General features: G+C 54.4%; 9 protein-coding genes. 4 read left to right on the top strand and 5 right to left on the bottom strand.

The annotated features are described in order from the left end of the window. The gene (locus B051_RS0112100; protein ID WP_018478466.1) at nt 1–1,371 is read left to right on the top strand and encodes an ATP-binding protein; all 1,371 of its coding nucleotides are present in this window, start codon (nt 1–3) and stop codon (nt 1,369–1,371) included. A gap of 53 nt (nt 1,372–1,424) precedes the next feature. Here B051_RS0112100 and B051_RS0112095 read toward each other — a convergent pair whose 3' ends face one another. The 3 genes from B051_RS0112095 to B051_RS0112085 form a co-directional block, all read right to left on the bottom strand. Next, the gene (locus B051_RS0112095; RefSeq protein ID WP_018478465.1) at nt 1,425–1,871 is read right to left on the bottom strand and encodes a response regulator; all 447 of its coding nucleotides are present in this window, start codon (nt 1,869–1,871) and stop codon (nt 1,425–1,427) included. Nucleotides 1,872–2,218: 347 nt separating this feature from the next. Then, a complete protein-coding gene (locus B051_RS0112090; protein ID WP_018478464.1) occupies nt 2,219–3,352 on the bottom strand; it encodes a PepSY-associated TM helix domain-containing protein in 1,134 nt (377 codons plus the stop codon). Nucleotides 3,353–3,427: 75 nt separating this feature from the next. After that, complete coding sequence (locus B051_RS0112085) at nt 3,428–5,815, bottom strand: TonB-dependent receptor (protein ID WP_018478463.1); 2,388 nt, start codon at nt 5,813–5,815, stop codon at nt 3,428–3,430. A gap of 216 nt (nt 5,816–6,031) precedes the next feature. Here B051_RS0112085 and B051_RS0112080 point away from each other — a divergent pair, with 216 nt between their 5' ends. After that, nucleotides 6,032–6,328: a sll1863 family stress response protein gene (locus B051_RS0112080; RefSeq protein WP_018478462.1), complete on the top strand. Its 297-nt coding sequence runs from the start codon at nt 6,032–6,034 to the stop codon at nt 6,326–6,328. A gap of 56 nt (nt 6,329–6,384) precedes the next feature. On the opposite strand, the gene paaN is transcribed toward B051_RS0112080, so the two are convergent. Further along, nucleotides 6,385–8,058, bottom strand: coding sequence for a phenylacetic acid degradation protein PaaN (gene paaN, locus B051_RS0112075; protein WP_018478461.1), 1,674 nt, complete (start codon nt 8,056–8,058; stop codon nt 6,385–6,387). Nucleotides 8,059–8,250: 192 nt separating this feature from the next. On the opposite strand from paaN, the gene B051_RS22940 reads away from it, so the two are divergent. Further along, nucleotides 8,251–11,550: a S8 family serine peptidase gene (locus B051_RS22940; RefSeq protein ID WP_281163471.1), complete on the top strand. Its 3,300-nt coding sequence runs from the start codon at nt 8,251–8,253 to the stop codon at nt 11,548–11,550. 107 nt (nt 11,551–11,657) lie between these two features. Here the strand turns inward: B051_RS22940 and B051_RS0112065 are convergent, their stop codons facing one another. Continuing rightward, nucleotides 11,658–13,937 (bottom strand): aconitate hydratase, encoded by a 2,280-nt coding sequence (locus B051_RS0112065; RefSeq protein WP_026236364.1) that lies wholly within the window; start codon nt 13,935–13,937, stop codon nt 11,658–11,660. Between the two features lie 255 nt (nt 13,938–14,192). Between B051_RS0112065 and B051_RS0112060 the strand changes: the two genes are divergently transcribed. Beyond that, nucleotides 14,193–15,368, top strand: a complete 1,176-nt coding sequence (locus tag B051_RS0112060) for a peroxiredoxin family protein (RefSeq protein WP_018478458.1) — start codon at nt 14,193–14,195, stop codon at nt 15,366–15,368. Nucleotides 15,369–15,392: the final 24 nt, after the last annotated feature.

Raw genomic sequence — 15,392 nt, 5'->3', positions numbered from 1 at the left:
ATGTCACGTAGCATCCTCAAAATCAACATCGCCAATGAACTGGATGTAGTGCTTGCCTACAAAAGGGCCATGCAGCTGTCAGAGAAAACGGGTCTGGCCGCAGCCGGGCAGACCAAGTTTGCCACGGCTGTCTCCGAGATTTGCCGCAACGTGGTGGAGCATGTGGGCAACGGCAGCATCCAGTTCAGCATCATCAGTGAGAAAGGCTACAACTACCTGGAGGCAAACGTGACGGACCGGGGCCGGGGCATCGGCAACCTAGATTATATCTACAGCCGCGCCAGCTTCGCCAGCAACATCCCAGGCAGGGGCCTCGGCATCATCAACTCCCGCAAACTGGTCGACTTTTTCGAGATAAAGACCGAGAGCGAGAAAGGCACCACCGTCATCCTTCGGAAACGTATACCCGCCCAGAGCCCCACCATCACCCGGGCGGTGCAGGAGCACTGGATGCAGGAGTTCAACAACGAGGAGGACGTATCGCCTTACGAGGAGATAAAGAAGCAGTACATGAAGCAACTGGAGTTGCTGGAGCAACTGCGCCTGCGCAACCTGGAGGCGGAGCAGCAGTTGCAGGAAATCAGGCGCCTGAACCTGCAGTTGCAGCAGTCTAACACCGAGATACAATCGCTGTCGGAGGAGCGGGAGCGGAAGAACCAGTTGCTGCAGAAGGTGAACGCCGATTTGGATGCCTTCGCCCATACCGTGTCCCATGACCTGCGCGCGCCCCTGCAGAACATCAACGGCCTGGCCAACCTCATTGAGGCACGGCTGGAGGCGAAGGACGAGGAGGACGCCATCTCGCTCCTGCCCATGCTGCGTGAGCAGGCAAATAAAATGGACCGCCTCATTACAGGTATACTGGCCTACTCCCTGGCAGGTCACCATAACCTCCGAAAGCAGTTGGTAGACGTGCGGGACACGCTGCACAGGGTGCTGGAGTCTCTTTCTATACCCCAAGGGTTCGAGGTGTCGTTGCCCGACGAGCTGCCTATGCTGTACACGCAGGACATATACCTGTTCCAGATTTTCAGCAACCTGATTGGTAACGCCGTCAAGTACCACGACAGGCCACAGGAGGCGCGCATACAGGTATTCTATGAGCATCACCCGCAGCACCTGCTGTTTGCGGTACAAGACGACGGCCCGGGTATATCAGTCGAGGACCAGCAGCAGATATTCATAGCCTATGAGTCTCTGGGGCAAAGCTACGCCAGGCCTGACAGTTCCGGGCTGGGCCTTGCCATCGTGAAACGGGTATTGGAGGAGAAAGGCGGCCAGGTATGGGTGGAATCAGTGGGACGTGGTTCCCGCTTCGTCTTCACCTGGCCTGCTGAGGAACTGGTACAGGAAAAGGACGCAGAGCAATGAAAAAAGCCTGCTCTCTTCGCAGAAGGCAGGCTTTGTAATCTTTGGTCTGTTTCTTAGTTGGGTTTTACGCGGTTCTTGAAGTAATCACGCAGTATTTCCTTCACATCATGCGCGGTCAGTGCCTTAGAGTAGTGCTTCTTCACCTTTTTGAAGCTCTTGAGCCGCTCGAGGTCATAGAAGCTAGCCGATGAAGTCAGCATCAGGATGATGACGTAATCACCTGAATCCAGGCCCAGTTGCTGGTACTCGGCCAGAAACTCGAAGCCATCCATCACCGGCATCTTGATATCCAGGAAAATTAAGTCGGGGCATTTGTAGGATGCGTCCCGGGAATCGCCGCAGGCCTTAGACAGGTAGTCGAGCGCTTCCTTGCCGTTGTTCATCACCATGATTTCCCGGGCTACCTGCATATCGTTCAGCAGGCGTTTGTTCAGGTAATTCGTGGTATCGTCATCATCAATCAACAACACTAAATCAAGCATTTCGGACACTTCACCCATACAATGTAGCATTTTTCTTTAGAGGTTTTTACAACTGGAACAGGACTAGCTGTCGTGCCGGCTGCTCCTTTCAAAGTCTGAAATCAGTAGGCCCGGCAGTTCAGGATTTCCCAATAACAGATAATTTCAATATTATGTTCATTCCTTGCCGACTTGACTGCGCATACATGGATGTGGCTCTCCACCTACTGCGCATCCAATTGCTTGGACGTACATCGAAATTGACGATGCAAATCTACTATTTAGCACTGAAATTATGAAGTTATTATTTTATTGCGCTTTAGAAGAGACGCCAATTTCCATAATGGAATATTCTGTCGGTTGTGCCTGCAGTCGGCCATTCTAGGTCAGGCTACGGCGTCTTTTCCCGTCAGCACGTAACCCTTCCGTTTCTTCTTTTTGCCCCTCCCCATCCAGATGATAATTCCGGTCACCCACAGCATGGCCGGCACCAACCCCAGGAAAAACCACAGAATGCGGGTCAGCCAGCCCCCCACCTCGCCAAAGTGTATAGGCACGAACCAGTTGCGGGTTATTTTGCGACCAATGGGAGCTGTTTCTGGATTGTAGTCATACACCCTGCTGCCCGTGTACTGGTCCAGGTATACCATGGGCCTGTTCTGAGGCCCTGCCTCCAACTCAGCTGATGCCATGTATGTCAGGTTCACGGTGGCCAGGCTGTCAGGGGCGAGCACCACGGTGCGTGGCCGGTACCCAGGGTATAGCTGGTCCATCCGGTCGAGGGCCTGGTAGATGTCGAGGGAAGGGACGCTTGCCTGGTAACGGGACTTCAATTCTTTGACATAGGGAGTAGGCTCCTGCGCCAGCGTCAGGGTATCCACCACCTGCTGTGTCTCTTCCTGGAACGTGAAGTAGGCACCCGTAACCGCAGCCAGAAACAACGGAATGCTGAAGTAGAACCCGAACACGTTGTGCAAATCAAAGTTACGGCGTTTGAAAGAGGCATTGGGCTTGAGTCGGAGGCCGTCCTTGAGGTTGCGCTTTTTCTTGGGCAGCCACAGGAACAGGCCCGAGGAAACCAGCACGAAAGCCAGCAGCAAAGAACAGGTACCGGTCACAAAGGCACCGGCATCGCCGATGGTCAGGTGACGGTGCAAATCCAGGATGTCATCCAGCAGACCGCGACGTTTTTCCATCTGCCCCAGGTATAGCCCGGTGCTGGCATCAAAGAACAGCCACTGCTTGTTGCCCTTCACTTTCAGGATATAGTTTTCCAATTCCCGCAGCGGAAAGTGGATGTTTGTCACCTCTTTCCCGAACTGCTGCTCGGCGTTCCGCACCACCGTGCGCACATCCACCAGCGCCGCCTCCGGTTGGCTTGCTTGGTAGAGTTCCGGGTATAGCGCCACCGTCAGCTCCGGCTGGAACACGTAGAGCGAGCCCGTGATGCCTACAAAGGCCAGAACAGCCCCCGCCGTTAGGCCAATCCACAGGTGCACTTGGAGGATGAATTTGCGCATATACCTATACCTAAAATCGGCGACCCTGCAGGTGATGCAGAGCCGCCGATGCTACTTTTTATGTATTTTTCTTCTTTAGAACCGTACGCCCACTGTTCCCTGAACGGAGCGTGGTGCGCCCGGCATTATCGCTGTGCTCGATTGGGAGCCGTCATAGTATCTCACATCCGCGAGGTTGCGCAGGTTGACCGCCGCATGGAAACGCTTCACGTCATAGTACAGCGTGGCATCGTAGCGGGTATAGCCCGGCAGGCGGAAGCTGTCAGTGGCGTCCACTGGCCGGTCGCCGAAGCTGGTGAAGCCACCGCCGAAGCCAAGTCCCTTCAACAGACCGGCCTGCAGCTCATAGGTCGCCCACAGGCTGCCGCTGTGCTTACTCACGCCCCGAAAGGCGATTCCTACTTTTTTCTCGTCGATGTCTTCGGTGATGCGGGCATCGGTGTAGCTGTAGGTGGCGATTACGTTCAGGCCCGGGAACAACTCACCGGTCACGTCAGTCTCAATGCCTTCGCTGCGCACCTCGCCCACCTGTTCTGAAAACTCGCTGAACCTTGGGTCGGCCACACCTCGGCGGTCAGGAAGCGGCACATTGCTGCGCGTGATGTTGAAGTAGGCAGCCTTCACATTGATTTTATCGTTTAGCAGTCCCACTTTGAAACCACCCTCCAGCAAATCAGACGTCACCGGCTTCAGCGACTCGCTTTCGATAGGCGCGCCGTTGCTGCCATCGGTCACGGCCACAAGGCCCAACTCCGGCTGGAAGCCCTTGGACCAGTTGCCGTACACTGACACCGGCCCATATACCTCGTACAGCACCCCTACTCTTGGGTTGAAGGACTTGAGGCGCTGGGTAGTCGTCACGGTAGAGAAGGTGTTGTCCTTGTTCTTCTTGTCGCTCACTTTCTCCAGGTCCCAGAAGTCGTAGCGGGCACCCAGCAGCACCTTCAGGCGCTGGTTGATGGACAGGAAATCCTGCACATATACGCCATACAGATTCGTGTTGTCGCGGTAGCTGTCACCAAAATTCAAGGCGGTAGGCTTCGGCAGACGGCTGTACTGGGGATTGAAAATATTGAGGGTGTCGTAGCTGGCACGGTTGAACCAGATGTCGAACATGGACCTGGCCAGTTCCACACCCACCACCGTCTTGTGCTCGAACTTGGCACCTGTGTTGAAGGTGGCGTACAGCTCGTTCTGCGTAGCAAAGTTGCGCTCAAAGTTGTACTGGTCCTGCAGGCGGCGGATTACCTTGGAGTTGGTCGGGTCGTTGCGCAGCAGGCTGGCGGCCTCCACCACTTTGCGGGCCTCCGAAGAGTAAGTGAAGCTGGAAGCGTGGCGTACGCTGAAGATATCGTTGAAGCGGTGCTGCAGGTTGTACTGCACCAGCCGGTTCTGGTGTTTCCCCTTGTTGTCCGGCTCCCCGATAGAACGGTCTGTCGGCACATCGGCAATCACGCCATTAAAGGCCACTATACCTCTGTCTGATGCCTGGTCATGATTCAGATACTCCGCCTCGACAGTTAGGGAGGATCTGTCAGAGAAATCGTAGGTCAGGGCTGGCGCGATGAAGAAACGCTCCGTGCTCACAAAGTCGCGGTAAGTATCGCCTTTTTCATACACCGCGTTCAGCCTATACTTGAAGGTCTTGCTCTCGTTGAAGGAGCCACCCAGGTCGATGGCCGGGCGAATTTGCCCGAAGCTGTTGGCGGTGAACTGGATGTCCTGGAAGGTATAGGCGGTTGGTTTTTTGGTAGTGATATTCACCATACCGCCTGGGTCGCTCACGCCGTACAGCACGGAGGCTGGGCCTTTCATCACCTCAATCTGCTGGATGTTGGCCGTCTCCCGGAAAGTGCGCACGCTGTTGCGGAAGCCGTTTTTGAAAATGCTCTCAGTGCTGGTGCGGAAGCCACGAATCTGGAAGATGTCCGTGCGGCCACCAAAGCCCGTCTCCATGGTCACGCCGCTTACATTACGCATGGCATCGTCCAGGCGAATCACCTGCATCTGGTCCAGGGCGCGGCGCGAGATAATCTGCACCGACTGCGGCACCGACTTGAGTGGCGCCTCCATCTTGGTGGCGGTGGAGCCGATGGGCTGCACGAACTCGCCGCTGTGGCTGGCGTTGATGACAACCTCATTCAGGTCAGTAGCTATAGAGGGCAGCAGCAGGTATACCGTCGCCGTAGAGCCCGGCTTCACCTCCACGTCCTTCTTGACGGTGGCATAGCCCAGGCTGTTAGCGACCAAGGTATAGCTTCCTGGCGTCACCGTCCGGATGACGTATTTTCCTTCCTCGTCGGTGGTAGTTCCGAGGCTGGTGCCCTCCAAGGCCACACTTATACCTAAAAGGGGCTCGTTGCGCTCCGAGACAATGCGGCCTTCAATGCGGCCCATGTCCTGAGCGAGTGTACTGTGTGCCAGCAGCATGAGTACACTGAAAATGGTGAGTAAGCGGTGCATATATTTTTTATTTAGATTAATTCTAATTATGCTGCAAAAGTAGTGACCAGACCGATAAGGCCAAACAACTATTTAGATTTTTTCTAAATAGTTCCAATAACTGTTTTAAAAGTCCGCTAGAGCAGCCTCTGTACATCCTTTTTGTCTGTTTGGGAGTATTTAGAGGAGATTGCCATACCTGGCAACACAGGATGACACAGCTAAAAACAAGAAGATATGGATACATATAATCTGAAACCTGAAAACATGCGAGCCCCGAAGCATCTGTCGCGTGAGGAGATACAGCAGAGCTTGGATGAACTGGACAGCAAAATCAAGATACTGAAGGGGCGCGTGAACGCCACCGCCTCGGACTCCAACCATACCTACCACGAGCACATCGCGGCACTGGAGGCCAAGCGCGAACTGATTGCCCAGAAGTTCGGTGACCAGGAAGACAGCCAAAGCAAATGGCAGGGCCTTAAAGACGGCCTGGACAACCTCAAAAACGACATGGAGAACCTGTTCAAATAGAAAAAGCCCCGGCACCTTCAGGTGCCGGGGCTTTTTGTGCTATCGCTATACCTGCCTTAGCTGGCAACCGGCTCGCGGAAGCCCACCCAGGTAAAGCGCTTGATGACAAATTCCGGATTGGTGAAGGAAGCATTGCCCGCCGGGTTGCCGCCCGTCACGTGGAAGTCAGAGAAAGCCGCGTTCTGGTTCACATAGATACCGCCCGTCAGGTTGAAGCTCACCGGCGTACCTGCCAGCCCCATCTCATCCATTATCTTCTCCTTCGTTTCCTCGTCAGTGGTATAAGCGCCGCACGAAATCGCTCCATAGTTCATGGCCATCTCCTTCGCTATTGCGATGGACTGGTCCGTGTTTTTTGTCTTGATGACGAGTGCGATTGGGCCGAACAGTTCACGGCTGAAGCTCTCCTTCTCCGTTGCGTCTACCTCATATAGCACAGGCGTACAGGTGCGGGCGTTGGCGAACATCGGGTTGCTGAAGTCGCAGGTTGTCAGTAACTCCTTTCCTTTCACGGAAGCCGCTTCTTTCACGCGTTCCGCCGTGGCAGGGTTCTGGATGGCACCCAGTATGTGTGGACCCGCCTTCGGGTTGTTCACCAGACCAGTCACGGCATCAGCCAGTTTCCTGGCCACTTCCTCGAAAGGCACCACTTCGTCGCCCACCTTCACGCCGCCTTCCGGCACGTAAATGTTCTGCGGAGCCGTACACATCTGCCCGGAGTACAGGCTCAGGGAGAAAGCCAGGTTCTGCGCCACCTTGTCCAGGTCCTGCACTGAGTCGATGATGATGGAGTTCACACCGGTTTTCTCAGTGAAGGTAATTTTACCAGGCAGGCTCTCCACGTAGTTACCAAACTCATTGCCACCGGTATAGTCGATTAGTTTCACCTTCGGATGCTCGGCCAGCTCCTTCGTAATCAGGTGGTCATCGGCGTCCACGGCCAGTTGGCAGATGTAGGGGCTCAGGCCGCTCTCCACCAGCACCTTCTGTACTTCCGCCACCACAAGGGCAATCGGCAGCACTGCTTTCGGGTGTGGTTTGATGATAACCGGGTTGCCCGTAACAAGGCTTGCATACATACCCGGCACCGTGTTCCAAGTTGGGAAAGTGGAGCAGCCAATCACGATACCGATACCTTTGGGAACAGCACGCCAGGTCTTGTTCAGTTTGAGGGTATACTTGCCCATAGGCTTCTCCCACTCCATGTGCTCCGGAAAGCGGGTCTGCTCTTCGTAGCCAGCCGCGATGGCCTCCAAGGCACGGTCAGCGGCATGCGGACCAGATGCCTGGAATGACATCATGTACGCCTGCCCGGTGGTGTGCATGGTAGCGTAGGCAATCTCAAAAAAGCGTTCCTTCATGCGCTCCAGCGACTCCACCAGCAGGGCGGCACGCTCCGCCGGCTTCACTTTGCGCCACTGGTGGAAGGCCTCATCGGCACGTGACACCAGCGTCTCCACGCTGAAATAGGGATATTTAACCCCCAGCGGCTGCTGCTCATAGGGCGTTTCCTCCTGCCCTACCCAAGCCTCCGGGTTCTCCTGCTGCAACTCCTCAAAGTTTTTGTTGAGCATGGCTTTATACTTGTCACGCCCTTCTTTGTCAGCATTTTCGCCGTAGATGTCGGGCATGGGGTTCTCCGGGTACTGGGCGAAAAAACCGCGCGTGTGCAGCGCCTTCACGGCTGTTTCTATGGTGGAAAGGTGTTTATTTTTCAAATCTGATATCATAGTATTTATTTTTATATAATTAAACACATATATTAGAATCATTTGTTGGAAAGTTACGTATTTTTTTGATAAGCGCGGAAGGCTTTGAAAATTCCCCACACTCTATGTGCTATACCTAGGCTTCCTGCCGCACCACAGGAGTCTCCCCATTTACCGATTTTTGAATATGATACAATGACTACCCGTTGGCCAGTGCTCATACACTGTATTACAAGCTTTCTGATTCTCCTTCTCACGGTACCCGCTTTCTCGGCACAGGGCCAACCGACTAGCAACGCGTCGGGTGCCACCACCAAGCCCCATACGGTAATCTATAAGTTGAAGGCACCCCAAAGCAGCCAGTTGCGCCTTGCCCATGGCAACCAGGCGCTGCTGCAGTCCGCGCTGCAGCAAGTGGGCGCTACTGCCGTGCAACAGAAATTCCCTGACAAAACCCCGGCTCCAAATGCGCGCAAAAGCGGCGTGGACCTCTCCCTCATTTACGAAATGACTTACAAGCCGGGTCAAAGCTTTGTAGAGGTGCAGCGCTCTCTTTTGGCGACCGGTATGGTGGCTTACGTGGAGCCGCTGTACCAGCGGGTCCCGCTCTACCAACCCAACGACCCCGCCTCCGACTCCACCAAAACCACGCAGGGCTACCTGAAACTGATTCAGGCCTACGGCGCCTGGGCCGAGGAAAAGGGAGACACCAACATTGTGATAGGCGTGTTGGACACCGGCTTCAGGCTGACCCACGAAGATATCAAAAACCAAATCAAGTATAACTACGATGACCCCGTAGATGGCATAGACAACGACGGCGATGGACTGATAGACAACTTTCAGGGTTGGGACTTTGCAGACAAGGACAACAACCCAGATGATGATTCTCCATACAAGGGTCATGGGGTAGGAGTAGCAGGTCTTGCAGGAGGCGATTCAGACAATGGTATAGGTATAGCCAGTGTTGGTTTTAATTCTAAGATGCTTCTGCTTAAGGTCTTCCCCTCCACTCAGACGGGCGGTTTCGGGGGCTATGAGGCCATTGTGCACGCCGCCGATAAAGGTTGTAGCATCATCAACCTGTCGTGGGGCGGGGAGGGCTCTTCGCAGTATGAGCAGGACATCATCAACTATGCCGTTCTTGAGAAAGACGCAGTGATTGTGGCCGCCGGTGGAAATACAAATGCGAACGTTGACATTTATCCTGCCGCTTATTATAACGTCCTATCCGTCGGAGGTATAAATAGAGATGTAAAAACCAGTGGCCAGACTTGGAGCTACAAAATAGACATCAGCGCACCAAGTTCAAACGTGCGTACGACCACTATGAATAATGACGCTGCTTATGGTGGAGGCTACGGCACCTCCTATGCCTCGCCTATGGTAGCCGGGGCCGCTGCCTTAGTTCGTTCCAAGCACCCTTACCTGAATGCGCAGCAGGTGATGGAGCGCCTACGCTCCACCGCCGATGACATTTACCACCTGCCTGGCAACGAACCGTATCTGGAAATGCTGGGAAAAGGCCGGCTGAACGTAAAGCGTGCCATCAAAGAAACCCATGTGAAAGCCGTTCGCTGCACCTCTTTTACCTTGGCAGATGGCAGAGTGGCGCAGGTGGGCGACACGATGCTCGTATACATCAGCCTCACAAATTACCTGGACCCTACCAGCGACCTGCAGCTGAAGCTGACCAGTAATTCTCCCTATGTCCGCATACTGGAGGATGATTTCGCGGTAGGGAGTATGGCCACGCTCGCCTCCACCGGCAACGCCAGCAAACCATTTAAATTTGTTGTCTCGGCAGATGCTCCCCTCAATGAGTTGGTGGCCTTCAGGCTTGGTTTTGAAGATGGGGACTTTAAAGATTTCCAATATTTTAACCTTCATGTCAACCCTGACCACATCACACTCAACGCAAACAACCTGCACATCACGCTCAACAGCCAAGGTAACATTGGCTACAATGCCTTCAACTTCAACCAAGGTATGGGGGTGCGCTACAAAGGAAGCAACTCTTTGATTTTTGAAGGGGGGTTATTAGTAGCGACGTCTCCTACCCGTGTGTCGGATAATGTGCGCAATGCCAGTTGGCAAACGGACAAAGACTTTGACATCGTAAAATCCACCCGGATGCACTACAACACCGCACTAGCCGACCAGGAAATCAAAGGCGTCATGCGGGACAAATATCCTAATTCGGACCAGGCGGGGGTGCAGGTCAGGTATAGGGGTATGGCGTGGGCAAATGAAGCTGACGCCGACTATGTCATCCTGGAATATACGGTAGAGAACATCACCGAAGACACGCTGGCATCCGTCTACACCGGCCTCTTCTCCGATTGGAACATCGGCGACGCCTATACCAACGTGGCAGACTGGGACGAGGAAAGCAGGCTGGGCTATGTGTACAACCTGAGCTATACCCTGCCTTATGCCGGTATTAAGCTACTCAATCACACCGACCCGGCTTATTATGCCATTGACAACTTGGCCGGCGGCTCTTCTACTTTCTCTATTGCCGATGGCTTCAGCGCGCAGGAAAAACATAGGGCTTTGTCGGGTGGTGTAGCGCGCAAGCGGGCAAAGGGTGCGGGAAGTGGCAACGACGTATCCCATGTAGTAGGAACTTCGCATCAGAAGCTGGCACCGGGTGCCACGCGCATAGTGGCTTTCGCGGTAGTAGCCGGTGATGACCTGGAGGATTTGAAAAAGCATGCCGAAGCTGCGCAGCAGCGGTACCAGCGCATGAAGTCAGGGCCTGCTCCGTTAGCTTATCAAGATACCCTCTGTGCCGGCACTGCCCTTACCCTCAACCCCACTGGTGGAAGCCGGTTCAACTTCTACGCAGATGAAGCCAGGGTATCGCTGCTCTCCTCTGGTGCCAACCTAGAGATACCCTTACTTAGCCAAAGCACCGTAGTTTATGTGAGCAACGCCGATTCTCTTTTTGAAAGCCCGCTGGTGCCCATGCGCCTGACGGTGCCAGTCGCTCCCCAGGCTAAGTTCAGCATTGCGCAGACAGCGGAGCAACTGCTGGCAGGAAACGTCATTCGTTTTCGGAATGAGAGCATGCACGGCAGAAATTGGATTTGGGATTTCGGCAACGGTGAAACTTCCACTGTCAAAGACCCGGACTACATCTATTCGCTACCGGGCACCTATGACGTGAAGCTGACGGTGGAGGACATGTATGGCTGCTCCACAGATTCCATGATACAAAAGGTTACTGTACTGGAAGTCAAAGAGCCAGAGGTAGTGGCGCAACAACCGCTCAAGCTATACCCCAACCCGACCCGGGGAGAACTGCGCGTGGCACTGCCTCAGCCCAACCTGCTTCCGGAGCTACGCATGACCGACATCGTGGGCAAAGTGGTATACCCGCCGCTCCGCTCCTCCAATGACAAAGAAGCTGTCTACAACCTGGCAGGTATGGCAGAGGGCGTATACCTGACGCAGGTCACTTACAAAGACACTACGCTCACGCTCCGGGTGATTGTCATGAGGCAGTAGTGTCTGGAGAAGCTTAGCCTATACCTGGTTATAGAATTTCTTATATAAAAAGAATCCCCCTGCTCGGAGCTGAGCAGGGGGATTCTTTTTATGGGATTCAGTCAGTACTAAGCCTTGGTAGACTGCTTCTGGTTCAAGCGAATCAAGTTAAGGGCTGAGCCCGCCTTGAACCACTCAATCTGTCCTTCGTTGTAGGTATGGTTTACCATGAAGGCATCCTGAGAACCGTCTTTGTGCGTCAGTACCACTTTCAGTGGCTGACCCGGCGTGAAGTTCTCCAGACCCAAAATGTCGATAGTGTCTCTTTCCTCTACCAGGTCGTAGTCGGCTTTGTTGACGAAAGTAAGCGCCAGCATACCTTGCTTCTTCAGGTTGGTTTCGTGGATACGCGCGAATGACTTCACGATAACAGCCCGAACTCCCAGGAAACGCGGCTCCATGGCAGCGTGCTCACGGGAAGAGCCTTCACCGTAGTTCTCGTCACCGACTACTACTGTGCCGATTCCGGCCGCTTTGTAGGTACGGGCAGTGGCAGGCACGGTGTCGTAACCACGTGTCATGTCGTTGTATACCTTGTTGGCTTCACCGTTGTAGGCGTTAATCGCGCCAATCAGCATGTTGTTGGAGATGTTGTCCAGGTGACCACGGTACTTCAACCACGGACCAGCCATCGAGATGTGGTCGGTCGTGCACTTGCCTTGCGCCTTGATGAGCAGTTTCAGACCTTTCAGGTCAGTGCCTTCCCATGGCTTGAAGCCTTCCAGCAGTTGCAGACGGTCAGACTTAGGGTCTACCACCACTTCCACGGTGCTTCCGTCCTCGGCAGGGGCCACGTAACCCGCGTCTTCCACGGCAAAGCCTTGTGGAGGAAGTTCAATGCCTCTTGGCTCGTCCAGCATCACCTGCTGTCCGTCTTCGTTGGTCAGGGTGTCAGTCAGGGGGTTAAACGTCAAGTCACCGGCAATGGCGAACGCCGTCACGATTTCAGGCGAAGCCACGAACGCGTGTGTGTTCGGGTTGCCGTCGTTACGCTTGGCGAAGTTACGGTTGAAGGAGGTGATGATAGAGTTCTTGCGGGAAGGGTCGTCCGTATGACGGGCCCATTGTCCGATGCAAGGACCGCAGGCATTTGCCAGCACCACACCACCCATCTGCGCGAAAGTATCTAACAAGCCGTCGCGGGCCGTGGTATAGCGCACCATTTCAGAACCCGGAGTGATAGTGAACTCCGCCTGGGCTACCAGTTTTTTGCTTACTGCCTGCTCTGCAATAGAAGCGGCGCGCGTAAGGTCTTCGTAAGAGGAGTTGGTGCAAGAACCAATCAGACCGACTTCCAGTCTAGACGGCCAGTTGTGCTCTTTCACAACAGCGGCGAACTGCGAGATAGGCCAGGCAGCGTCCGGTGTGAACGGTCCGTTCACGTGTGGCTCCAGTGTAGACAAATCAATCTCAATCAGTTGGTCGTAGAACGCAGCCGGGTCAGCGTATACCTCGTCATCGGCACGCAGGTACTGCGCTACGTCATCGGCCATCTGCACCACTTCGTCGCGGTTAGTGGCGCGTAGGTAAGCGCGCATGCTGTCATCATAAGCGAACACGGAGGTAGTCGCGCCAATCTCAGCACCCATGTTACAGATGGTGCCTTTGCCCGTACAGGACATGGACTCAGCACCGTCGCCAAAGTACTCCACGATAGCGCCTGTTCCACCTTTTACGGTCAGGATGCCGGCCACTTTCAGGATAACGTCTTTTGGTGATGTCCAGCCGTTCATTTTGCCGGTCAATTTCACACCAATCACTTTCGGGAACTTAAGCTCCCAGGCCATGCCGGCCATTACGTCCACGGCGTCAGCGCCACCAACACCAATGGCCACCATACCCAGACCACCCGCGTTTGGCGTGTGGGAGTCGGTGCCAATCATCATACCGCCTGGGAAGGCGTAGTTCTCCAGTACCACCTGGTGGATAATACCTGCACCTGGCTTCCAGAAGCCGATGCCATATTTGTTCGACACAGAGGCCAGGAAATCGTATACCTCTTTGTTTTCGCTGTAGGCGTCCTGCAAGTCCTGATCAGCACCCACACGGGCCTGAATCAAGTGGTCGCAATGCACAGTAGAAGGCACGGCTACCTGCGGCTTGCCAGCCTGCATGAACTGAAGCAAGGCCATCTGTGCCGTAGCGTCCTGCATGGCTACCCTGTCCGGCGCAAAATCCACGTAGGTCTTGCCACGCTCAAATGACTGCGTCGCGTTTCCATCGTAAAGGTGAGCGTACAGGATTTTTTCTGTCAGGGTGAGCGGTCTTCCCACTGCGTTACGGGCAGCGTTCACGCGCTCGGCCATTCCGGCATAAACTGCCTTGATCATTCCTAAATCAAATGCCATAGTTTTGCTATTGTTAGAATTTTAATGCTTCCTTGTGAAGTTTACAAATGTACGAAATATGCAGGTTTTTGCACAACATTAGCCTCCATGAATATAACGAATCTGCGGCATTTAGAGCTTATGCCTGCGTATTTCGCTTTTCAGAAATCCTTGTTGTAATTTTGCCGCATGAGACACACCTATTTTAATACCCCAATCCGGCTGATTTTGTTGTTGGCCCTCTCCCTGACACAGCTCCTAACCTCTTGTAATTCTATGACATCGACAGACAACACACTGAAGCCCGGCCCATGGCGCGTCGTGCTGCAGGCCCAGGGGCAGGAAATTCCCTTCCTGATGGAGGCTGTGCAGCGGAACGACAGCACCGTGCTATACCTGATTAACGCTGAGGAGCGCATCCTGGTGGATGACATCCAGACCGAGGGCGACTCGCTCAAAATCCGGCTGCACATCTTCGATGCCGATTTGATAGCCAAAGTAGACGACGACAAGATGGCCGGACGCTTCACACGCAACGACCTCTCCAAGCGCTACTCGGTACCTTTTACGGCAGAGCATGGCAAGACGAACCGCTTTGCGGAGAACCCGGCCCCGGCCACGCAGGACTATACCGGCAAGTGGGAAGTGGTGTTCACCAAGAAAGACGGCAAAACCTACCCAGCCATTGGCGTGTTTGAGCAGAAGGATAACTACGTGACCGGCACCTTCATCACCGAGACCGGCGACTACCGCTACCTGGAGGGGCAAGTGGAGGGCGAGCAGCTGAAGCTGTCCACCTTCGATGGCAACCACGACTACCTGTTCACGGCCACACCCGCCGGAGAAGGCAAGCTGAAAGGCGAGTACTTCGCAGGTCTGTACGACTATGAAACCTGGACCGCCACCCGCAACGAGAACGCCCAACTGGCCAATGCCAATGAACTGACTTTCCTCAAGCCCGGCTACGAGTCGCTGGAATTCACGTTCCCGGATGTGAACGGCAAACAGGTATCGCTGTCAGATGTGAAGTACAAAGGCAAGGTGGTACTGGTGCAACTGCTGGGCTCCTGGTGTCCCAACTGCATGGACGAGACACAGTTTCTGGCGCCTTACTACGCAAAGAACAAAGACCGCGGCCTGGAGATTATCGGACTGGGTTTTGAGCGAACCGATGGCTACGAGAAGGCCGTGCCTCGCCTGAAGAAGATGCAGGAGCGCTTCGACATTGGGTATGACCTACTTTACGCCGGCCCCGCTGACAAAGAAGCCGCCGCGAAGGCGCTGCCTGCCCTCAACCACGTCCTCTCCTTCCCCACCACCGTCTTCATCGACCGCCAGGGCAAAGTGCGCAAAATACACACCGGCTTCTCGGGCCCCGGCACCGGCAAGTACTACGAAGACTGGGTAGCGGATTTCAACAAGACGATGGACGAGCTGCTAGCGGAGAAGTAAACGATTATTTTTGGCTGGTTATGG

The organism is Pontibacter roseus DSM 17521 (assembly GCF_000373265.1).
In the GTDB taxonomy this organism is placed as follows: Bacteria; Bacteroidota; Bacteroidia; order Cytophagales; family Hymenobacteraceae; genus Pontibacter; species Pontibacter roseus.
This window is presented reverse-complemented; position numbering and strand designations above follow the sequence as displayed.

What these genes read in the sequence shown, in the direction of transcription:
- B051_RS0112100 (WP_018478466.1), top strand. Translation starts at nt 1, where the DNA reads ATGTCACGTAGCATCCTCAAAATCAACATCGCCAATGAACTGGATGTA.
- B051_RS0112095 (WP_018478465.1), bottom strand. Translation starts at nt 1,871, where the DNA reads ATGGGTGAAGTGTCCGAAATGCTTGATTTAGTGTTGTTGATTGATGAT.
- B051_RS0112090 (WP_018478464.1), bottom strand. Translation starts at nt 3,352, where the DNA reads ATGCGCAAATTCATCCTCCAAGTGCACCTGTGGATTGGCCTAACGGCG.
- B051_RS0112085 (WP_018478463.1), bottom strand. Translation starts at nt 5,815, where the DNA reads ATGCACCGCTTACTCACCATTTTCAGTGTACTCATGCTGCTGGCACAC.
- B051_RS0112080 (WP_018478462.1), top strand. Translation starts at nt 6,032, where the DNA reads ATGGATACATATAATCTGAAACCTGAAAACATGCGAGCCCCGAAGCAT.
- paaN (WP_018478461.1), bottom strand. Translation starts at nt 8,058, where the DNA reads ATGATATCAGATTTGAAAAATAAACACCTTTCCACCATAGAAACAGCC.
- B051_RS0112065 (WP_026236364.1), bottom strand. Translation starts at nt 13,937, where the DNA reads ATGGCATTTGATTTAGGAATGATCAAGGCAGTTTATGCCGGAATGGCC.
- B051_RS0112060 (WP_018478458.1), top strand. Translation starts at nt 14,193, where the DNA reads ATGACATCGACAGACAACACACTGAAGCCCGGCCCATGGCGCGTCGTG.